Annotated in this window: 15 protein-coding genes and 1 pseudogene; 5 read left to right on the forward strand and 11 right to left on the reverse strand. The window is 60.9% G+C overall.

Translation table 11 applies throughout. The annotated features are described in order from the left end of the window. Nucleotides 1-10: 10 nt before the first annotated feature. From AXW79_RS23175 to betB, 5 genes are all read right to left on the reverse strand, one after another. Entirely contained in the window at nt 11-289 is a 279-nt protein-coding gene (locus AXW79_RS23175) for a hypothetical protein (RefSeq protein ID WP_017411847.1), read from the reverse strand. 108 nt (nt 290-397) lie between these two features. Beyond that, entirely contained in the window at nt 398-1615 is a 1218-nt protein-coding gene (locus tag AXW79_RS06680) for a BCCT family transporter (protein WP_005317957.1), read from the reverse strand. Nucleotides 1616-1857: 242 nt separating this feature from the next. After that, nucleotides 1858-2448 (reverse strand): GMC oxidoreductase, encoded by a 591-nt coding sequence (locus tag AXW79_RS23670; RefSeq protein WP_005317960.1) that lies wholly within the window; start codon nt 2446-2448, stop codon nt 1858-1860. Continuing rightward, nucleotides 2438-3544: a choline dehydrogenase gene (locus AXW79_RS06685; protein WP_005317963.1), complete on the reverse strand. Its 1107-nt coding sequence runs from the start codon at nt 3542-3544 to the stop codon at nt 2438-2440. Before AXW79_RS06685 ends, AXW79_RS23670 begins: the two co-directional genes overlap by 11 nt. 9 nt (nt 3545-3553) lie before the next feature. Next, a complete protein-coding gene (betB, locus tag AXW79_RS06690; protein WP_005317966.1) occupies nt 3554-5017 on the reverse strand; it encodes a betaine-aldehyde dehydrogenase in 1464 nt (487 codons plus the stop codon). An 862-nt stretch (nt 5018-5879) separates the two neighbouring features. Here betB and AXW79_RS06700 point away from each other — a divergent pair. Together AXW79_RS06700 and AXW79_RS06705 are read left to right on the forward strand one after the other, a co-directional pair. Next, nucleotides 5880-7157: an alpha/beta hydrolase gene (locus tag AXW79_RS06700; RefSeq protein WP_011898392.1), complete on the forward strand. Its 1278-nt coding sequence runs from the start codon at nt 5880-5882 to the stop codon at nt 7155-7157. A 99-nt stretch (nt 7158-7256) separates the two neighbouring features. Continuing rightward, nucleotides 7257-10817, forward strand: coding sequence for an ATP-binding cassette domain-containing protein (locus AXW79_RS06705; protein ID WP_005317979.1), 3561 nt, complete (start codon nt 7257-7259; stop codon nt 10815-10817). Between the two features lie 53 nt (nt 10818-10870). On the opposite strand, the gene AXW79_RS06710 is transcribed toward AXW79_RS06705, so the two are convergent. The 5 genes from AXW79_RS06710 to trmB all read right to left on the reverse strand — a co-directional run bounded on the left by AXW79_RS06710 (nt 10871) and on the right by trmB (nt 14827). Further along, entirely contained in the window at nt 10871-11080 is a 210-nt protein-coding gene (locus tag AXW79_RS06710; protein WP_005317982.1) for a YgdI/YgdR family lipoprotein, read from the reverse strand. Between the two features lie 294 nt (nt 11081-11374). Further along, nucleotides 11375-12670: a sulfurtransferase gene (locus tag AXW79_RS06715; RefSeq protein WP_005317984.1), complete on the reverse strand. Its 1296-nt coding sequence runs from the start codon at nt 12668-12670 to the stop codon at nt 11375-11377. 29 nt (nt 12671-12699) lie between these two features. After that, nucleotides 12700-13620, reverse strand: a complete 921-nt coding sequence (glsB, locus tag AXW79_RS06720) for a glutaminase B (protein ID WP_005317985.1) — start codon at nt 13618-13620, stop codon at nt 12700-12702. Between the two features lie 129 nt (nt 13621-13749). Continuing rightward, a complete protein-coding gene (locus tag AXW79_RS06725; RefSeq protein WP_005317987.1) occupies nt 13750-14082 on the reverse strand; it encodes a YggL family protein in 333 nt (110 codons plus the stop codon). A 31-nt stretch (nt 14083-14113) separates the two neighbouring features. Next, the gene (gene trmB, locus AXW79_RS06730) at nt 14114-14827 is read right to left on the reverse strand and encodes a tRNA (guanosine(46)-N7)-methyltransferase TrmB (protein WP_005317989.1); all 714 of its coding nucleotides are present in this window, start codon (nt 14825-14827) and stop codon (nt 14114-14116) included. Between the two features lie 305 nt (nt 14828-15132). On the opposite strand from trmB, the gene AXW79_RS06735 reads away from it, so the two are divergent. Together AXW79_RS06735 and AXW79_RS06740 are read left to right on the forward strand one after the other, a co-directional pair. Further along, nucleotides 15133-16200 (forward strand): M28 family metallopeptidase, encoded by a 1068-nt coding sequence (locus AXW79_RS06735; RefSeq protein ID WP_005317992.1) that lies wholly within the window; start codon nt 15133-15135, stop codon nt 16198-16200. A 216-nt stretch (nt 16201-16416) separates the two neighbouring features. Beyond that, nucleotides 16417-17588, forward strand: a pseudogene (locus tag AXW79_RS06740) (aminotransferase-like domain-containing protein). Between the two features lie 86 nt (nt 17589-17674). On the opposite strand, the gene AXW79_RS06745 reads toward AXW79_RS06740, so the two are convergent. Further along, nucleotides 17675-19204 (reverse strand): EAL domain-containing protein, encoded by a 1530-nt coding sequence (locus AXW79_RS06745; protein WP_005317996.1) that lies wholly within the window; start codon nt 19202-19204, stop codon nt 17675-17677. Nucleotides 19205-19528: 324 nt separating this feature from the next. On the opposite strand from AXW79_RS06745, the gene AXW79_RS06750 reads away from it, so the two are divergent. Next, nucleotides 19529-20434 carry a TIGR01777 family oxidoreductase gene (locus AXW79_RS06750; protein WP_005317998.1) on the forward strand — a complete coding sequence of 302 codons (906 nt, stop codon included), beginning with the start codon at nt 19529-19531 and terminating at the stop codon, nt 20432-20434. Nucleotides 20435-20509 lie beyond the last annotated feature (75 nt).

Consider the following 20509-nt stretch of genomic DNA (forward strand, 5'->3'; position numbering starts at 1 on the left):
TATGCCTGTTTCAGCTGCCGTTGCAGGCTGCCAATAGCAGGGTAGCTCCACAGGCGGCGCTAAACAGCAAGAGCCCTGTCTGCAGCACGCCTTCCGGGTTTACCCCTTTCTCTTTTTTCCGACGTCGTATCCACGATGGCTTCATCGAGCCCACCTCACCCTGTTCCAGCACTGGCCCCTGCACACATCGGCAGGCGAGCCATCTTTGTATCAGCCCCCCTTTATCATCAATATTCACCTCGATAATAAATTCATCAAAGAGACCCACCCTGTCCCGCTTCATGAGCATGCTGACTCGCGGATGTGCGGGCGATCGTACGCCTGGCTCACAAGGGGGTGACTGACCGGCGGCTCCGAGCTTGAAGCACACCGACTCTGCGCCCCTGGCTCCCCCCTCTTATCCGGCCAGCTCTATCTTGCCGTAGTCGAGGCGATTCTCCTTTGGCGCGCCCTCTATGCTGCTCACCGCCTTCAGCTTGTACCTGATGATGTAGCCGAAACAGGCGAAGAAGAGGCCGATCACCAGGGCACCGACCCACTGGATCTGCAGGAAGTCGAGCTTGAACAGCAGGGTCAAGCTGGCCAGCATTAGCAGGTTGAGCCCGAAGTAACGCCACTGGCCGAGCCGCTGGGTCGTCAACCCCAGGTTGTCGGTATAGAGGCGGATCAGGGAGTCGAGGGAGTTGATCACCATGGTGATCCCCACGGCGACCATAGCCCAGTTGAAGAAGCCGGCGGTCGAGAGCCCCTGCTCGTGGTAGTAGTAGAGCACGGCGAACCAGACGGCGATGGCCAGGGAGGGAAACACCAGCATGGCCCCCAGCAGTTGCCAGGTGCGCAAGCCGCCGACGAAGCGGGCGGTGAACTGACCGATCATGATGCTCCAGGAGAACCACCAATAGAGATAAAAGGCGTGGTAATCATTGAGGGGCAGCACGAAGCGCTCTATGTGACCAAAATATCCTCCCACCAGCGCCAGCGTCGCGGCAAAGTCGGCCAGGGTTCCTGCCGGCGTGAGAAAGGCGGCGCCCCACATCAAGGCGATCAGGGCGATGAAGCAGGTCGTCGTGCCCAGGCTCAGGATCCTGACGAACTTCAGGCTGGTGCTCGAATAGATGGAGAGCGCTATCACCAGCAGCACTATCAGGTAAAAACTCGCCACCAGGCTCTCGCCATCCCCGATCTGGGGCAGATACCAGGGCAGGTTGCTCAGCAGCAGATAGGCGGTGAAGGCACAGGTGCCTATGATCACCAGGTTGTTGAGGAACTTCACCGGCGCCAGCTCAAAGAACTTCACTCTGGGTTCTATCACGCAGAAATAGAAACAGGTCAGAAAGTAGAAACCCCAGATGAGAAATCCCCAGTAACCGAATTCAATGGCAAGCGGATTGGTGAAGCCATATTCCGGGCTCGCCTGTAGATCGGCATAACCAGCAAACTCGGTGAGCGGGAACATGATGAGCCCCACATCCAGGCCGGAGGTGAGCAGGATGGCGACGAAGGTAAAGGTGCGCACCGGCGTGGTACCGATACAACGAATATTGCCCCAGCGATAGAGCACAAAGGCGATGGCGGCAAAGGTAAACAGTATTCCTGCACTGAGCCAGACTGTCATGACTGACCTCCTGCGATATCCCTTTCGTGACCAAACATAAGTGCTCCTTGTCATTGCATTGTGGTGTTCAAGAGGCAGTTCGGCTTCCTGCGGACATGACTCCCCCAACCCCGCAGTGGCGAGGGGAAATGGACACGGGATCAGGGCTTAGCTATCGCCGGTATCAAGCGCGATGGGCGATAGCTAAGGTCTGACGAACTGCCATCCGGGTGGTGGCATCTCTATTTATTCAACCCACGGGCTCAAATCAGGGAACGCACTGGCTCCCGCGGACGCTGCTTCTCCTGCCAGTGCTCGGCCAGCCCCACCTCGACCGGGTGCGCCATCAGTGGCACCTTGCCTAGGATCAGGTCGGCGGCGCGCTCGGCCACCATCAGGGTGGGGGCATTGAGGTTGCCGTTGGGAATGGTCGGGAAGATGGAGGAATCCACCACCCGCAGCCCCTGCAGACCATGAACCCGGGTCTCGGGATCCACCACCGCCATGGGATCCGTCCCCATCTTGCAGGAGCAGGCGGGGTGGTAGGCGCTCTCCACGGCACTGCGTACAAAGGCATCTATCTGCTCATCGCTTTGTACCGCCCCCCCTGGCTGTATCTCCTCTCCCCGATAGGCATCCAGGGCCGGTTGACCGATGATCTCCCGGGTCAGTCGCACGCAGGCGCGAAATCCTTCGACATCATCCGGATGGGAGAGGTAATTGAAGCGGATGGCGGGGGCCTGACGGGGGTCGGCCGAGCGCACCTGCACCTGACCACGACTGCGGGGCTTGTTATGACCTATGTGTACCTGGAAACCGTGCCCTGCAAACGCCTCCTTGCCGTCATAACGCATGGCAGCGGGCAGCGGGCAGGAAGTGGTACTGCAGATCCGGCCAAGGAACTCCGGCTTTGGAGCGAATGAAGCCACAAGACTCGAAGTGATTGGTCGCCCCCAGACCGTCCTTGTGCAGCAGCCAGCGGCTGCCGATGAGGAATTTGTCCCACAGACCCAGTTTGCCATTGAGGGTGATGGGTTGCTGACAGCGAAACTGGAAGTAGAACTCCAGATGGTCCTGCAGGTTTTCGCCCACCCCTGGCAGAGGGTGCAGTACCCCTATCCCTGCCGCCCTCAGAGTATCGGGATCGCCGATGCCGGAGAGTTGCAGCAGATGAGGTGAGCCGATAGGGCCTGCACTCAGGATCACCTCCTTGCCGGCTCTCACCTCCTCCATCTTGCCCTTGCGTTCGAAGCGCACCCCGACCGCCTGTTTGCCCTCGAGCAGTACCTTGTGGACCAGGGCACCGGTCAGCACAGTGAGGTTGGCCCGCCCCATGGCGGGTCTGAGATAGGCATTGGCACTGGAGCTGCGCACTCCCTGCTTCACCGTCATGTGCATGGGGCCGAACCCCTCCTGCTGGCAGCCGTTGTAATCCGCCGTCCCGTCGTAGCCCGCTTCCACACCGGCATCGACGAAAGCCTGATAGAGGGGATTTTGCATCTGGTTGCCATTGTTGACCCCAAGGGGTCCCTCAGCGCCGCGATACTCATCCCCACCGAAGGCCCACTGCTCGGCCCGCTTGAAGTAGGGCAGGCAATGGGCATAGTCCCAGCCCTGCGCCCCCGCCTGCTGCCACTCGTCAAAGTCTCCGGCATGGCCGCGCACATAGACCATGCCGTTGATGGAGGAAGAGCCTCCCAGTACCTTGCCCCGTGGGCAGTACATGCGCCGCCCGTCCAGATGGGGCTCGGGCTCGGTCTCGCACTGCCAGGCATACTTTTTGGTGTTCATGGGGATGGAGAGGGCGGTCGGCATCTGGATGAAAATGCTCTTGTCGCTGCCCCCCGTCTCCAGCAGCAGCACCCTGTGCTGACCATCCTCGCTCAGGCGGTTGGCCAGCACGCAGCCAGCGCTGCCCGCCCCCACTATGATGTAATCGAATTGCGTCATGGTGCCTCCTTAAAACGGACTCTGGATCGCTTGCATGCCGACATAGACGGACTTGAGCTGGGTGTAGTGTTGCAGGGTCGCCAGGCCGTTCTCCCGCCCTATGCCGGACTGCTTGAAGCCGCCCACCGGCATCTCGGCCGGGGAGGCGCCATAGCTGTTGATCCAGCAGATCCCGGCCTGCAGCTGGTGCACCACCCGGTGGGCGCGGCGAATATCCCGGGTGAAGACACCGGCCGCCAGCCCCAGGGCAGTGTCGTTGGCTCGCCGCACCACCTCCTCTTCCTGCTCGAAACTGAGCACGGACATTACGGGGCCGAAGATCTCTTCGCGGCAGATCCGCATCTCGTCCCGACACTCGCTGAAGATGGTGGGGGCGACGAAGAAGCCATCCGGCGCCATGGCCGGCCGCAGCGCCTCCCCGCCACAGCGCAGGGTGGCCCCCTCTTCCTGGCCGATGCGGATGTAGTCGAGCACCTTGCGCTGATGCTCGCGGGAGATGAGGGCACCGAAGTTGGTGGTCGGTTCCATGGGGTCGCCGACCCGAATATTGTCCCTGGTACGGGCCAGCAGCCGCGCCATGAAGGTGGGGTAGATCCCCTGTTGCACATAGACGCGGGTGCCATTGGTGCACACCTCGCCCTGGGTATAGAAGTTCGCCACCATGGCGGCGCTGACCGCCTCTTCCAGATCCGCATCGTCGAAGATGATGAGAGGGGACTTGCCCCCCAGCTCCATGGTCACCCCCTTGAGGGTCTCAGCAGCGGCGCGCATCACCTTCTTGCCAGTGCCCACCTCGCCGGTGAAGGAGATCTTGGCCACCTCGGGTACCTGACTCAGCCAGGCACCAACCCGGCCATCCCCCTGCACCACATTGAAGACGCCGGCGGGCATGCCGGCCTCGATGAAGATCTCCGCCAGCTTGAGGGCACCGAGGGGCGTCTCCTCGGAGGGTTTGAAGATCATGCTGTTGCCGCAGGCCAGCGCGGGGGCCGCCTTCAAGCAGGCAATTTGCAGCGGGTAGTTCCAGGCGCCGATCCCGGCACAGATGCCGAGGGGCTCGCGGCGGCTGTAGTAAAAATCAGCCCCCAGCTGCTGCTGATTGCCCTCGATGGCGGCAGCCAGGCCGGCGAAGAACTCAATGCTGTCGGCGCCAGTCACCACGTCCACCACAGAGGCTTCCTGCCAGGGCTTGCCGGTGTCGGCTACCTCGATGGCGGCAAGGATATCGTTACGCTCACGCAGCAAAGCCACGGCCCGCAACAGGATCCGGCCACGCTCGACCCCACTCATGGCCGACCAGAGCGCAAAACCCTTCTGGGCACTCGCAATGGCCGCAGTTTGCACTGCCTCATCGGCCACCTCGACCTCGTAGATGACGGCCCCGCTAGCAGGATTAATGACCTCGAAGTACTCGCCCGAGGCATTGGCCAGATAACGGCCGTCGACAAAATTCTGATAACGCTTCAAAGACATGAATTCACTCCGCTGGGGTCAGTCGTTGCTGGATAAAGAGTTTGCAAAGCCGCTCGGCGCGGCTGAAGTCGGGTTCAGGGCTGGGGCTCAAAGCACTGCGTAGCCAGAAGCCATCGCTCATGGGGATGTGTTGTACTGCAGACGGGCACGGTTCGTGGCTGGCCTGAGGCCAGAAAACAAGCCCGCTTTGACACAGATGTGATGGATGGTGGTGTGTTGCAAACCGAACTCGTCCACCGAAGAGATGGTGGCCTGGATCGGTTCCTGATGACGTACTTCAAAGACTCCGACTATGGGCATGTTTTTGTTAATTGATTGTTCAACCAGTAACAACCATAAAGATTAGAGCAGAAAGGATTAACCACGTAAAAAAAGTGAATAAAAAAACAAAATGCAGAAAAAAACAAAAACAAAAACAAAAACAACATTAAAAAACAAACAGATACACAATAACGAAAGGTGTGAATTTAATTTATACATCAAATAAATTTATTTCTAAAAGGTTACTATTCAGAGCAGAAAACAACCAAATTCATTTCAGTCAGTTGCCCACCCCCAGCCATGAAAACGGTCATCTGGAGGTCACAAAAACAGGGTGTGGCGGTGGCTTTTTGTCGATGCCACACCGGATGTCACCTTGATAGAAGGGGGGCAATAGACAGCGATAGACAGCGATAGACATAGAGGATGAGGATTTCATGAGCCAGAACACAAGGGGCTGACGGCGGGCACAGGATCGCGAGTAAAAGGAGGGAAATTACCCATCTTGCCACCCCTTTCAAAAACCGGCGTGACCGGGCCGGGGGCCATGGTTATGATATGGCTCCCACCACAAAATCACCTCGTTCAGGGAGAACGTCAGATGAGCAGCCCCTTGCGTTACGTGCTGGACGGCATCCATTGCGAGCCACACTTCTTCACCGTGCCCCTTGATCACCAGCAGCCGGACGATGAGGAGACGCTCATCCTGTTTGGTCGCACCCTCTGCCGCCAGGACAGGCTGCACGAGGAGCTGCCCTGGCTGCTGTTCCTGCAAGGGGGGCCCGGCTTTGGTGCCCCGCGTCCGACCGCCAATAGCGGCTGGCTCAAGCGGGCACTGCAGGAGTTTCGGGTATTGCTGCTCGATCAGCGCGGCACCGGCCATTCAACCCCCATCAGTGCCGATGCGCTGGCCCAGCGCAGCGCCCAGGAGCAGGCCGACTACCTCAGCCTGTTTCGCGCCGACAGCATAGTGCGCGATGCGGAATATGTTCGCGCCATCCTGAGTCCTGCTCGCCCCTGGAGCCTGCTTGGCCAGAGCTTTGGTGGCTTTTGCAGCCTCACCTATCTCTCCCTGTTCCCGGACAGCCTGCACGAGGTCTACCTCACCGGCGGCGTGGCCCCCATAGGCCGCAGTGCAGATGAGGTCTACCGCGCCACCTATCAGCGGGTGGCGGACAAGAACCGCGCCTTCTTCGTCCGTTTCCCCCATGCCCAGGCCATCGCCAACCGGCTGGCAAACCACCTGCACAGCCACGAGGTGCGCCTGCCCAACGGCCAGCGCCTGACGGTGGAGCAGTTGCAGCAGCAGGGGCTGGATCTCGGCGCCAGCGGTGCCTTCGAGGAGCTCTACTACCTGCTGGAAGATGCCTTCATCGGCGAGCGGCTCAACCCCGCCTTCCTCTATCAGCTGCAAGCCATGCAGCCGTTCAACACCAACCCTGTGTTCGCCATACTGCATGAGTCCATCTACGCCGAAGGGGCCGCCAGCAACTGGGCGGCCGAGCGGGTCAGAGCCGAATATCCGGCCCTGGCCTGGGCACCCGGCAAGGATTTCGCCTTCACCGGCGAGATGATCTTCCCCTGGATGTTCGAGCAGTTCCGTGAGCTGATACCACTCAAGGAAGCGGCCCACCTGCTGGCCAAAAAGGCGGATTGGGGCCCCCTCTATGATCCCGCGCAGCTGGCCCGCAACACTGTGCCTGTGGCCTGCGCCGTCTATGCCGAAGACATGTATGTGGAGTTCGACTACAGCCGCGAGACCCTCAAGGGCCTCGGCAACAGCCGCACCTGGATCACCAACGAGTACGAGCACAACGGCTTGCGAGTCGATGGCGAGCAGATCCTGGACCGCCTCATCCGGCTGAACCGGGAGCGCTGATCCCGGCCGGGCGACGAGCCCGTCGGGATACACATAATATCGAGGGCGACCCATGAGTCGCCCCACCCTTTGGAAGCAGCACAATAATAAGGACACCCATTGGATCACCCGGAAATCTCGGCCGGCTGGCTGAGCCGCCTCTTCTATCACTGGACGGGCCCGCTGCAACGCAAGGGGCTGACCGAACCCCAGGTCGGCCTCGACGATCTCTATCCCCTGCTGCCGGAAGACAGACGGGATGGCAGGGCCGATGCCTTCCTTCAGCTCACCGCCACCCAGCCGGTACGCCCCTGGCCCATCACCGCCTTTATCTGGCGCCATTACAAGGGGCGGATTGGCCTGCTCACCCTGTTGCAGCTGCTCGGCATGCTGGCGACCCTGGCCAGCCCCTGGCTGCTCAACCACAGCATGACCCAGCTCGGTGCGGGCGCCCCCACGGAACAAAAACTGCTGCTGGCTTTCGCCCTGTTTGCCTCTGTGCTCGCCGCCGGCATGCTGGCGGAGCACTCGTTGCAGCTGGCGCTCAAGATGCACGTCCCCATTCGCCGCCTGCTGGCCGAAGCCCTGCTGGCCAAGGTGATGAAACTGGGGGGCAAGAGCTTCGACGACAGGGCCGGCGGTCGGGTGCAGAACCTCATCAATCGGGATGTGTGGGACATAACCTGGATCCTGGCCGACCCCGCCATGCCGCTCACCATGGCACTGCAACTGCTGGGCACCATAGCCCTGCTGGTGTGGCAAGTGGGCAGCGCAGGCCTGGTGGGTTTTGCGGTGCTCACCCTGCTGCTGCTCATCTCCACCCGGGTGGTGCGGCGGATGAACCAGCAGGAGCAACAGCTCAAGCGCCAGCAGGACGAGCGCAACGGCATACTGGCGGAATACATCAAGAAGCTGCGGCTGGTGCGCCAGAACGGGCTAGGCGCCTTCTTCACCCGGGCGGCCAACGCCAAACGCCAGCAGGAGCTGGGGGTGCTCGGTCGGGTGCTCAAGCTCGATGCCATCAACGACAGCCTGATGCTGAGCACGCCGCTGCTGGTGACCCTGGCCACCTTCACCACCTATCTGGTATCGGGCCAGAGCCTGACCCTGCCCCAAGTGTTCACCACCATAGCCCTGTTCGCCGTGCTGCGGATCCCCATGATGCGACTGCCCTATCTCATCCGCACCCTGATCAACTTCAACACCGGCTTCAACCGGCTGTGCGAGTTCCTCAACAGCCCGGAGCAGCACAGGGATCTCACCGATGCCAGCCTGCCCGTCGGCAGCCTGCGGGTCGATTCGGTCACTGCCCTGCACCAGCAAAAGCCGGTACTGCAAGGGGCAAGCCTCATCATAGAGCCGGGGGAACTGGTGGGGATCACGGGCCCCACCGGTTCAGGCAAGAGCTGCCTCCTGCACCTCATCGCCGGCTTCGATGACAGCTTCGAGGGAGAGATCCGCCGTCACGGCCGGGTCGCCCACCTGGGCCACAAGCCCTGGTTGATGAACGACACCATTCGTAACAACATACTGTTCGGTCAGCCCTGGCACGGTGAACGCTATCGCTGGGTGCTGGGAGCCTGCGCCCTCGGCGCCGACCTCAACCTGCTCAGCCACGGCGATCAGACCCTGGTGGGGGAGCTGGGTACCCGCCTCTCCGGCGGTCAGCAGCAGCGAGTCGCCCTGGCCCGCGCCCTCTATGCCCAGGCCGATATCCTGCTGCTGGACAACCCCCTCTCGGCACTGGACCCCATCGTCTCGGCCCAGGTGCTGGAGCAAGGGCTCGCCTTCAAACCGGGCCCGACCCGACTGCTGGTGAGCCACGATCCGGACGTGCTGGCCCACTGCGATCGGGTGATCCGCATCGAGCAGGGCCGACTGGTTGAGCTCGATGCCCGCCAGCTGGCGGATCTCATCCAGCACCCGCTTCCCGCCCCCATGGTGGCACCGCAGGAGGCTGAACAGTTCAGCGAAGAGAAGGTGGTGGAAGGCAAGGTGGACTGGGGCCTGTTCGGCTTCATGTGGCAGCGTCTCGCCGCCCCGGGCGCCATCCTGATCGCCCTGCTGCTCACCCTGGGGCAGGAGGGGCTGCGCATCGCCTCGGATCTCTGGCTCGGCGGCAAGGCCGGGCTCACAGAGGTGAGTTCGCTGCTCGGCATCTATGTGCTGCTGGGGGCAGGATCGCTGGTCTGCATCATGGTGGTGCGGGTCATCAACTACAAACTGGGGCTCAAGCTGGCCTGGACCCTGTTCGACGGCATGCTGAGTCGCATCAGCCGCGCCCCCATGGCCTTCTTCGACAAGGTGCCGCAGGGGCGCATCCTCAACCGCTTCGACCGGGATCTCGGGGAGGCGCAGGAGATACTGCTGTCCATGCTGATGGGGCTGTTCGGCATGCTCATCTCAGTGCTGCTGCAGGTGGTGGTGATAGGCGTCAACATGCCGCTGCTGCTGCTCATTGCCCCCCTGGTGGGCTGGGCGCTCTATGTGCTGCAACGGCGCTACCGGGCGGTGCAACTCAAGCTGCGGCGTCAGGCATCCGTGCTGCGCTCGCCGCTCTACATCAGCATCAGCGAGACCATTCGCGGAGCCCCCGCCCTGCGTCTGGCCGGAGCCGAGCGCTTCGCGCTGGATCAGGTGCTGCTGCACTATGACAACAACCTGCGCAGTTGGTACACCACCACTTCCATCAACCGCTGGCTCGGCATGCACCAGACCCTGCTCTCCGCCGTGCTGGTAGGCGCCGTGGCGCTGATGGTGGCCTTTGGCAACAGCTCGCTGCTGGGGGCCGTCGCCATCACCTACGCCTTTACCGCCTCGGCCATGCTCAACTCCCTCATTCGCACCTTTGCCGAAGTGGAGCAGGTGATGAATGCGGTGGAGCGGGTGCGCGAATACAGTGAAATCGAGAGTGAGCGCCAGCATGGGGAAGCGCTGGTGACGCCCCATCCCGGGGTGCGCTTCGACAACCTGGGATTGCGCTATCCGGAGGCGAGCCAGTGGGCCCTGCACAAGGTGAACTTCGAGTTGGCCCCCGGCGAGAAGGTGGGGGTCTGCGGTCGTACCGGTGCGGGCAAGAGCTCGCTGCTCGGTGTGCTGCAAGCCATGTATCCGGCCTCACAGGGAGAGATTTACTACGGCGATCAACCGCTGTCCCGGCTTGCACCGGAGGCGGTACGGGATCTCTACGACACCGTCTCCCAGACGCCCCTCACCTTCTTCGGATCTTTGCGCGCCAACCTGGCACCGCTCACCGAGCAGGATGACGAGGCGCTGGAGCTGGCACTGGCCCGGGTCGGTCTGGCCGAGCGCTGCGCTGGCAGGCTGGACGAGGACCTCGACAAGCTGCAACTCTCGGCCGGCGAGACCCAGCTGCTGGTGATCGCCCGCATACTGCTGTCACGTCGCCCGCTCATAGTGCTGGACGAGGCCACCTCGGATCTCGATCACGGCGGCATGCGCAAGATGGCGGAGCTGCTCTATCGCTATCGGCCGGAGGCCAGTTATCTGGTCATCGCCCACCATCTGGAGCCGCTGCTGTCGGTGGACAAGGTGGTGGTAATGGAGGCCGGCACAGTGGTGGAGCAAGGCTCGCCGGTCAGCCTGCTGGCCAACTCCCACTCCCGCTTCCATCAACTGTTTGTCGGTCAGGTCAACCGCCAGGTGGCCCAGATAACCTGAGGCCGAAAAGAACAAGGGCTGCTCACGGGCAGCCCTTGTTCTTTGGTGGAGCCTCAACGCTCCATGATTTGGGTGACATCATCCTGCTTGATCATCACCTCCCGCCCTTCGGTATCGTAATAGCGGTACATGCCGGTGCTCTCATCCAGCTTGGGCTTGCTGTCGGTGGTGATCATCTTCCCATCCTTGGTACTCATGATGTATTGAGAGCTACACGCCACGAGTCCCAGTGCGCACACCAGGATCATCATCAGTTGCTTCATCGCCTGTCTCGTCTCCCTCTTCACCCTCACCCTCACCACGAGGATGGTGACTGAAGCCTAGCTCAACCCCATTGCCCCGGGAAAACGGATTGTCGGAACGGGATCCATGTCAAAAATCAGCTACTTACGACCACCCAGCTGGCCACTGTCACCTGCAGGCCTATCCATATCCGTCTCATTGGTCACTCCTTGCATCGACCTGATTGTCACTCGCAAAGTGGTGTGTCCCACTGGCGCAGGCCCGAGCGGATACAAAAAGGCCGGACATCTGTCCGGCCTCTTGTTACTGCCTCTTCATGACTTGGCGGGCTGACGCTCACCGGTCACTGTGGGGTTAGCAGGGTCTGCACTCCACTCGTACCAGCCACCGTCATAGACGCTGATCCGCTTCCAGTCCATCAACCAGGCGTAGAAGAAGGCTTCGGAGGCGCGCCAGCCGGTACCGCAGTAGAAGGCGGCCTGCTGGGTTGGCTCGATATTCCACTCATCCCACATAGTGAGAATCTCGCGGGCCGGTTTCATGGTGCCGTCCGGGTTGTGGAAGTCACTCATGCTGTTGGCATCCACGCCACCACGACCCCACTTGGCCCCCGGAATGTCGCCTTTCGGCTTGATGTAGCTGTAACCTGAGGTATTGCCGACAAACTCGTCCCAGGTGCGCACGCTGACCAGGGCACTGTCGGGCTGCTTGAGCAACGCCTTGGCCTGATCGAGTGTGGTGTAGTACTCGGGATGAGCCGGAATGGCCACGCCAAACTCTTTCACTGGCTCGAACTTGTTGGGCAGGCCGGTTTCGGTGCGCAGGTGCTGCACGAACCAGGCATCGAGGCCGCCATCCAGCAGGCGCACATCGGCCACGCCGGCATACATCATCAGGTGCGCCGCGCGGGCTGCCGCCATTGTGTTGCGACCATAGAGGATGACGGTAGTGTCGTGACGGATGCCATTTTCCAGCAGCAGCGCCTTGAGCGCCTCGTCAGAGACCTTGTTCCACAACGGCTCCTCTTCCAGGCGGTTGGTATCGATATAGCCAGCCCCGGGTATGTGACTGATGAGATAGGCCTTGGGTGAACCCCAATCCACTTCGAACAGCTTCCACTCCCCTTTGGGGGCGGCAACCACGGGTTTGCCTTCCTGCAGGTCCGCCAGCCAACGCGGATAGACCAGCTGCTGCCAGCGCGCCAGATACTCGCGTGGCGCAGCTTTCCACGCTTGCAGCTCGAACAGCTGCTTGATGCCCTGCTTGCGCAGCAGACGGGCCACCTCGGCCACTTCCCGCGGCTCGCCATAGAGCGCCACCGGACGATCGGCTTTCAAGCCCTTGATCTCCAGCGCCTTGGGCCATTCGTCATCGCTGTATTTCCAGTCGGCCGAGAGATTTTCGGCGCCAGCAACGTGGCCCCCCTGCTTCTCCCCTTCCATGGGCCAGCCCTGATAGAAGTGGCTGGCACGGGTATCCAGAATCACAGCCTGTTTGGCCTTGGCATCCGCCAGCGAGAGGGGTGGCAGTTCGGCTGCAAAGGCGGGCAGCGCGCACCAGAGCAACAGGGCCGTCAGACCGGTCCGCAACAGACCAATATATGCTTTCATGATGTTTTCTCGATTCATGGTAAACAAGGTTAAAAAATGGAACGGCCCAGACGCTCGGCCAGCAGCTCCAGTGCCGCCGTGCCCGCCAGCGAGTTGCCAGCCTTGTTGAGCTCGGGCGACCAGACACACACACAGAGCTCACCTGGGATCAGCGCCATGATACCCCCTCCGACACCGGATTTGCCCGGCATACCGACCCGATAGGCAAAATCACCGGCCTCGTCGTAGAGACCACAGGTGGCGAGCAGGGCATTGACCTGCTTGGTGGTGCGGGCCGGCAGCAGCGGCTCACCGGCCCCCAGCGGCACGCCGCGGTTGGCCAGATAGATGAATGCCCGCGCCAGATCGACACAGCTCATGCGGATGGCGCAGGCATTGAAGTAGCTTTGCAGCACCTTGTCCACTTCGTTTTCGAAGTTGCCATAAGCCTTCATCAGATAGGCGATGGCGGCGTTGCGGGCGGAGTGCTGATATTCGGAGCGGGCCACTACCTGATCCGCCATGATGGCCGGGTTGCCACTGAGGCGCCGCACCAGCTCCAGAGTACGTTGGCGCGGGGCCGTGAGCCGGGTCTCAAGCAGATCGCTCACCACCAGGGCACCGGCGTTGATAAAGGGGTTGCGTGGTATGCCCTGCTCGAACTCCAGCTGCACCAGCGAGTTGAACGGCTGGCCGGAGGGCTCCTTGCCCACCCGGGCCCAAATCTCCTCCTCCTGATAGAGGGTGAGCGCCAGCGTCAGGCTCAGGGCCTTGGAGATACTCTGGATGGAGAAGGGCTCGAAGGCGTCACCGGCGGTGAACAGCTCTCCCTCCACGGTACAGACCGCCATGCCGAGCCGATCGGCCGGCACCTGGGCCAGGGCCGGAATATAGTCGGCCACCTTGCCTTGCCCGAGCAGCGGGCGCACCTCGGCCAGAATGCTGGCCAGTAATTCGGATGACAACACCATAAGCGATTCCATAACTAGGGGCTGTGGAGATCCCATCCCCACTGACAAAAATCCCGCCAATGGCGGGATTTGTCTATGTACCCGACACAGGGTACCCGTAACAGGTCGCCCACAACAGGCAAGCGGTTATCAGGCCGGTTCACCGTACCAGAGGTCAAACAGTTCGGTGACCACCACGGCTTCCATCCCCTTGCCTTCCAGCCAGGATTTGAGAACGGCGCGGTCTTCTTCGGTACATTTGCCCAGTTGCTGAGTGCAGATCATCCCTTCCCAGGCCAGGTGGCCTGAACCGGCGAACGCCAGCCTACGGGGTTCAACAACCTCATCGATCATCGCATCGACTACCGCATCGATGGTCTCTTCGGCAGTGCCGACCGGGAAATTGAAACTGATGTCGAATCCCATTTCCTGGAATTCGTCGACTCGCAGTTTCTTACGCAGACGGCGGCTACGATTGGCCATGATAGCTCCTTAGGTTAGTTGACTCGTTAAATTAGTTAACGCGTTTGAAAATCAGATCCCAAACCCCGTGGCCCAGACGATGGCCCCGTTGTTCGAATTTGGTCAGCGGACGCCAGTCGGGACGAGGCACCCAATTGCCGGTGGTGGAGGTATTCTCGTAACCCTCGGCGACGCTCATCACTTCCAGCATGTGTTCGGCATAGTTTTCCCAGTCGGTGGCCATGTGGAACACGCCACCTATGGCCAGCTTCTGGCGGATATCCTGGGCAAACGCGCTCTGCACGATGCGGCGCTTGTGGTGACGGCTCTTGTGCCAGGGGTCCGGGAAGAAGAGTTGCAGGCAGGCCAGCGAACCATTCGGGATCATGTGCTCCAGCACTTCTACTGCATCGTGGCAGATAACCTTGAGGTTGGTGACGCCCGCTTCCTGGGCGGTGCCGAGGCAGGCTCCCACACCCGGTGAGTGTACCTCTATGCCGATGAAGTTTTTCTCGGGGGCATTCTTGGCCATCTCCACCAGGGAGGCGCCCATGCCAAAGCCGATTTCCAGCACCACAGGAGCCTCGCGGCCAAACAGGGCGACCAGATCGAGCGGTGCTGGCGCGAAATCGATACCCATGACCGGCCAGAGTTCTTCCAGGACCTTCTCCTGCCCTTTGGTCAAGCGGCCTTCGCGACGGACAAAGCTGCGGATCTTGCGCATGAACTTGCCGTCTTCGTTAAATACATCTTGGGTCACAGACATAATCAAATTGCTCGTTATTGCATCGGTCTGGGTCACAGACGACATGAATGGATTACTCGTTATTTCATTGCCCAGGGTCACGGATCACATGGATGAATGGCGCGTTATTTCATCAATCCGCGAAACAGGGTAGCGAATTATCCCAAGATAGGCCCAAGGCGCAAGTGTTTCGCGAAACAAATCCCCCATCGCTGACCAATTCCGCCACCACGATTGACAAATGCCACCCCCTTCACAGAATCTGCGTGGGGTCGGGCGCATGCTTGCCTGCGAAAATAAAACCATACACAACAAAGGATTGCAGTATGAAACACACAGCATTGGCGTTTGCCATCGCAGCCCTGCTGGCCGGGTGCAACACCTCCAGCAATGATTCACAGGCGCCCAGCGCCGCCGAGCAAGCCTATGAGTATCTGGTGCAACTGAGCTCGAGCGCCGAGGGAATAGGGGCCAGACCCACGGGCACTGAGGCCGAGACCCGCGCCGCAGCCTGGATCCAGGATCATCTGACAGGCTGGGGTTACGATGTGCAGAAGCAGCCGTTCACCTACACCAAGAGTGGGGCCGACAAGGCCTCCCAGAATCTTGTCGCCGAGCTGAAGGGCCAGAGCGACAAGGTGATCCTGATCGGCGCCCACTACGACAGCACGGGTGACAAGCATGGCTCTGAAGGCGCCACCGACAACGGCGCCGGTGTTGCGGCGCTGCTGGCGGTCGCCGAGGCGCTCAAGGGGCAGACCCTGCCCTACACGGTACGCTTAGCCTTCTTCGGCGCGGAAGAGAACGGCCTCAACGGCTCCAAAGCCTATGTCGCCAGCCTCGACAGCGCCGCCATCGCCCAATTGGTGGCCATGGTGAACTACGACACCATAGCCGGCGGCGACATCGTCTATGTTCACTCTGCTCACTCGGATGTGGCCGAATACAACTGTGCCGAGCCAAGCCGCTACAGCTTCGATCCCAAGGTCCGTGACCGTCTGCTGGCCATCTCCAAACAGACTGATACCCCGTTCGCCATCCACCCCAGCTACGCCGGCTATCCGGAAGGGGAGACCGGCAGCTGGTCGGATCATGCCCCCTTCGCCTGTCTGGGGGTGCCCATCGCCTACGTGGAGGCCACCAACTTCACCATCAACGGGGCAGATGGCTATGACGGCTACTCCCAGACCACCAATCCGGCGCTGTGGGACTGCTACGACGATGCCACCAAGAGCGCCTGCGACCGGGACAGCGAGACCCAGTGGGGCAAGATCTGGCATACCCAGTACGACCGTCTCGACAAGATGGCCGAGCTGTTCCCGGGCCGGGTGGAGCAGCAGCTCAGCGCCAACACGGATCTGATGATCCGCTTCCTCAAGGAACCTGGTCTGTAACACCGACAAGCCGTTAATGACGCGCGCTGGCCAGGGACCAATTCAGGGCTTTTTGCGCTCAACGGCTGCCCCCGGCCGATAATATTCGGGCAGGTGCCAAACCTGCCCTTTTTTATCGATTTTTGTTGCAGCCATTGCCTCATTTTTTAAATCTGATACAAACGGATAACTTGGCGGTCGAATGGAGCGACCGCTTACCATGCCAGAGAGAACCCTATGCAACCGTTTTTTGCCCAGCGCTTCGAGAAGGTAGAGCCTTCATTTATCCGCGAGATCCTCAAGGTCGCGGCCAATCCCGAGATCATCTCCTTTGCCGGTGGCCTGCCCAATCCGCACCTGTTTCCGGTCAAGGCCATCGATCAGGCCTGTCAGGACGTGCTGCGCGAGCAAGGCGCCGCCGCCCTGCAATATGCCGCCACCGAGGGCTTCGCCAGTACATTGCAGACCGCTATCTGGCGCGCCATGGCATGAGCGTCAACCCGGACAATATCCTTATCACCAGCGGCTCCCAGCAGGCGCTGGATCTGCTGGGCAAGGTGCTGATCGACGAGGGGCAGGATCTCATCATTGAAGAGCCGGGCTACCTTGGCGCCATTCAGGCGTTCTCCGTCTATCAACCGGCATTCCAGCCCATTACGCTGGGGGAAGAGGGTCTGGATCTGGTGGCGCTGGATGCGCTGCTGGCCAGCGGCTCCAACGCAAAACTGCTCTACGGCGTGCCTAACTTCCAGAACCCGAGCGGTGTCTCCTACAGCCGCGCCAACCGTGAAGCACTGGCCGAGCGACTGGTTAGCCACGAGCTGCTGATGGTGGAAGACGACCCCTATGGCGAGCTGCGCTTCGAAGGGGAGCACCTGCCCCCCATCGCCAAGCTGGCTCCGAACAATACTGTGCTGCTCGGCTCCTTCTCCAAGACTGTGGTGCCCGCCTTCCGTCTGGGCTGGATGCTGGTGCCGGACTGGCTGCGCCAGAAGGTCACCATCGCCAAGCAGGCCACCGACCTGCACAGCAACGCCTTCAGCCAGCAGGTGCTGCACCGCTTCCTGATCGACAACTCGCTGGATGCCCATCTGGAGAAGATCAAGGAGGTCTATGGCCGCCAGCGCGCCGCCATGGAGGCCGCACTGGCTCGTCACTGCCCGCCCGGCGTGAGCTACACCAGACCGGAAGGGGGTATGTTCCTCTGGCTGACCCTGCCTGCCAGTGTCAGTGCCATGGCACTGTTCGAGGAAGCCATCAAGGAGAAGGTCGCCTTCGTACCCGGTGCCCCCTTCTATGTGCGCCCCGAGATCAAGAACACCTTGCGGCTGAGCTTCTCCTGCGTGGATGAAGCCACCATAGAGGAAGGGGTCAAACGCTTGACCCGTGCCCTGGCCCGCATGCTCTGACAGCGCTGCCGCCTGAATAAAGAAAAACCAGCGATCTGTCCAGATCGCTGGTTTTTTTATTTCTCACGCAGGAGAAACCGGGCCTGTCAGGCTGCCAGCTGCTTGGCGAACTCCTTCATCGGCATGGGCCTGCCATAGAAATAGCCCTGCAGGAAGGTCACCTGACGCGCCCTCAGATAGGCGGCCTGAACCTCGTTTTCCACCCCTTCGGCAACCAGCATCAGGCCGAGCCGGGTCGCCAGATCGATGACGTTCTCGACGATATGACTGGAGAGCGCATCCGAGCCGATCATGCCGACGAAGCTCTGGTCAATCTTGAGAAAATCCACCTGGAACTGCTGCAAGTAGGTCAGGCTGGAGTGGCCGGTACCAAAATCGTCGATGGCGATGAAGACCCCGAGCTGGTGCAACTCGGCGAACAAGCGGTCGGTCACCTCATCCGCCACTATCAGCTCCCGCTCGGTCAGCTCCAGCACCAGCTTGATGGGGTTGGCCTTGAACCCATCGATGAAGTCGCGACAATCCTCCACCAGGCTCAGATCCTTGCAGTGGCTGGCACAGATGTTGAAGCCAAAGTGAAATCCCCTCGGCAGGGTATGGGCCTTGCCGGCAAACTGATCCCGCACCTGTGCCATCAGCAGACGGGTCATGGGGACTATGAGGCCGCTGTCTTCCGCCAGCGGAATGAAGCGATCCGGCGATATCATGCCCTGACGGGGATGCTGCCAGCGCATCAGCACCTCGCAGCCACACCAGTGTCCATCGTCCCCCGTCACCACGGGTTGCAGATAGGGTATGAATTCCCGCTGGGCCAGCGCCCGCCGCAATTCTTGTGAAGGAGAAGTAGAGCGGCCGGTCAGCCAGAACACGCAAACCCCCACCAGTATGCCCAGCAAGGGATAGATGATGAGGCTGGCCCTGGAGTAACTCCAGACATGGCTGCCGTACTCATTGTGGGACAGATCGGTGACCACCCTGAATGGATACTTCGAGGACACCTGTTCCAGATAGCCGCCCGTACGGGATGGTACCTCCTCGCTGACCTGGCCGTTGGCCTGCATAGTCCGGCTGCCGATGACCAGCGCCAGCGGCGAGTTGCGGCTCAGCATGTCGAGAATGTTGTGCAGATAGTAGCCGTCTACCCCGACCAGCACGCTGTTATCCCCCACTGCCTGCCGATAGACGACAAGGGGGCGATCCGGCGTCACAGGGTTGCCTCTCAGCAAGTCGAGCTGACCCTCTGCGTAATCGGCCAGGGAGAAGAGACCGCTGTAGGAACCGTAGAGGGAGGTGCAGTAAATATGCTCCCCCCTGGCCAGGTTGACGGTACGTATGTCCGGCACGGTCGCCACCTGATCCCGCAGCCCCTGTACCACTTCGTCGCAAGGCCGATCCATGCTGCTTCGCACCATGGACGCCGCCTGCTGGGCATTGTCCAGGGTACGGTCAAACATGTGTCGTGCATGCAAGAGACGCTCCTCGGCATCCTGCTTCACCCCCGAAAACGTCTGCCATGAGATGATCAACCCCCCCAGCAACACAGACAGCAAGCCTGCCAGCAGGGACACTCCCAGCCTCGTATAGAACTGGCGCAACCTCAAACGACGAAAAGGCATAATCATCCTCACGGCAACGACAAAAAAGCGGGCAAGTCTACTGGTCTCCGCTCACCTAGCAAGTCCTTCTGATACGATTGGCTGCAATCAGGTTTGGCCTGATTGACACCATACGCCATCAAAACAGGGCTCGCAGCCACATAGAGCAAGGCATCCGGGCCGGAGCATACCCAATCCCCCCAATCTGGCCCTGGCTCATATCGAGCCAGCTGATGCCTCGGCAACCAGAGCGGGTGTGACGATTATAATCTTTGCAAAAACAGTTGCTTGTTCATGTTGTGCTGGCCCACTAGAGTAGAGCCAACAGAGTCAGGGAGTATGGATATGAAAATATTGATCACGGGAGGAACCGGCTTTATCGGCCGCCGCCTGGTGGCACATCTCAAGGTACAGCACGAGGTAGTGGTGTTGACCCGTCAGGGGAGCCGCGCCTACGACCTGCTCGGCCATGACATCAAGCTGCTCGACAATCTGGATCGGCTCGACGACCTCAACGACGTGGATGCTGTTATCAATCTGGCGGGGGAGCCCATCGCCGCCGGGCGCTGGAGCGAGCAACGCAAACAGCTGCTGTGTGACAGCCGCTGGCTGCTGACCGAACAGCTGGTCGACCTCATCAAGCTCTCCAGCACGCCGCCCAAGGTGTTGATCAATGCCTCCGCCATCGGCTGGTATGGGCGGCAGGGGGAGACGCCGCTGGATGAAGAGTGCAAGACTCCCCACGACGAATTTACCCATCAACTCTGTCAGCAATGGGAAACCCTGGCGCAAGAGGCTCGCAGCGCCCACACCCGGGTCTGCATAGTGCGTATCGGCCTGGTGCTCGGCGCAGATGGTGGCGCCCTGCCCAAGATGCTGCCCCCCTATCAGCTCGGCCTCGGCGGCCCCATGGGATCAGGCCAGCAGATCATGAGCTGGATCCACATTCAGGATCTGGTGCGCGCCATGCTGTTCCTGCTGGAGCACGACGAGTATGACGGCATCTTCAACGGTACGGCCCCCCACCCCGTCAGCAATCGCGAGTTCAGCCAAACCCTTGCAACTACTCTGCACCGACCGCATCTTTTCTTCGTCCCCGCACTGGCGTTGCGACTGCTGATGGGAGAGGCGGCCGACCTGCTGCTCACCGGCCAGAAAGTGCTGCCGGCCCGCCTGCTAGAAGCCGGTTTTCACTTCACCTTTCCCGAACTGCCCCAGGCCCTCACCAACCTGCTGCACCGGCCACGCTGAACCTGTTCCGGCAAGATGATTGCCGAAAATAACAAGCCCGGCCATGTGGCCGGGCTTGTTGCATTTGCGCAAAGA

The sequence above is a fragment of the Aeromonas salmonicida subsp. salmonicida genome (genome assembly GCF_001643305.1).
In the GTDB taxonomy this organism is placed as follows: domain Bacteria; phylum Pseudomonadota; class Gammaproteobacteria; order Enterobacterales; family Aeromonadaceae; genus Aeromonas; species Aeromonas salmonicida.

Bases quoted from the DNA above. Each gene is read 5' to 3' on its own strand.
- AXW79_RS23670 (WP_005317960.1), bottom strand. From the start codon at position 2,448: ATGCGTTATGACGGCAAGGAGGCGTTTGCAGGGCACGGTTTCCAGGTA.
- AXW79_RS06745 (WP_005317996.1), bottom strand. From the start codon at position 19,204: ATGCCTTTTCGTCGTTTGAGGTTGCGCCAGTTCTATACGAGGCTGGGA.
- AXW79_RS06700 (WP_011898392.1), top strand. From the start codon at position 5,880: ATGAGCAGCCCCTTGCGTTACGTGCTGGACGGCATCCATTGCGAGCCA.
- AXW79_RS06725 (WP_005317987.1), bottom strand. From the start codon at position 14,082: ATGGCCAATCGTAGCCGCCGTCTGCGTAAGAAACTGCGAGTCGACGAA.
- AXW79_RS06715 (WP_005317984.1), bottom strand. From the start codon at position 12,670: ATGAAAGCATATATTGGTCTGTTGCGGACCGGTCTGACGGCCCTGTTG.
- trmB (WP_005317989.1), bottom strand. From the start codon at position 14,827: ATGTCTGTGACCCAAGATGTATTTAACGAAGACGGCAAGTTCATGCGC.
- AXW79_RS06750 (WP_005317998.1), top strand. From the start codon at position 19,529: ATGAAAATATTGATCACGGGAGGAACCGGCTTTATCGGCCGCCGCCTG.
- AXW79_RS06735 (WP_005317992.1), top strand. From the start codon at position 15,133: ATGAAACACACAGCATTGGCGTTTGCCATCGCAGCCCTGCTGGCCGGG.
- glsB (WP_005317985.1), bottom strand. From the start codon at position 13,620: ATGGTGTTGTCATCCGAATTACTGGCCAGCATTCTGGCCGAGGTGCGC.
- AXW79_RS23175 (WP_017411847.1), bottom strand. From the start codon at position 289: ATGCTCATGAAGCGGGACAGGGTGGGTCTCTTTGATGAATTTATTATC.
- betB (WP_005317966.1), bottom strand. From the start codon at position 5,017: ATGTCTTTGAAGCGTTATCAGAATTTTGTCGACGGCCGTTATCTGGCC.
- AXW79_RS06685 (WP_005317963.1), bottom strand. From the start codon at position 3,544: ATGACGCAATTCGATTACATCATAGTGGGGGCGGGCAGCGCTGGCTGC.
- AXW79_RS06710 (WP_005317982.1), bottom strand. From the start codon at position 11,080: ATGAAGCAACTGATGATGATCCTGGTGTGCGCACTGGGACTCGTGGCG.
- AXW79_RS06680 (WP_005317957.1), bottom strand. From the start codon at position 1,615: ATGACAGTCTGGCTCAGTGCAGGAATACTGTTTACCTTTGCCGCCATC.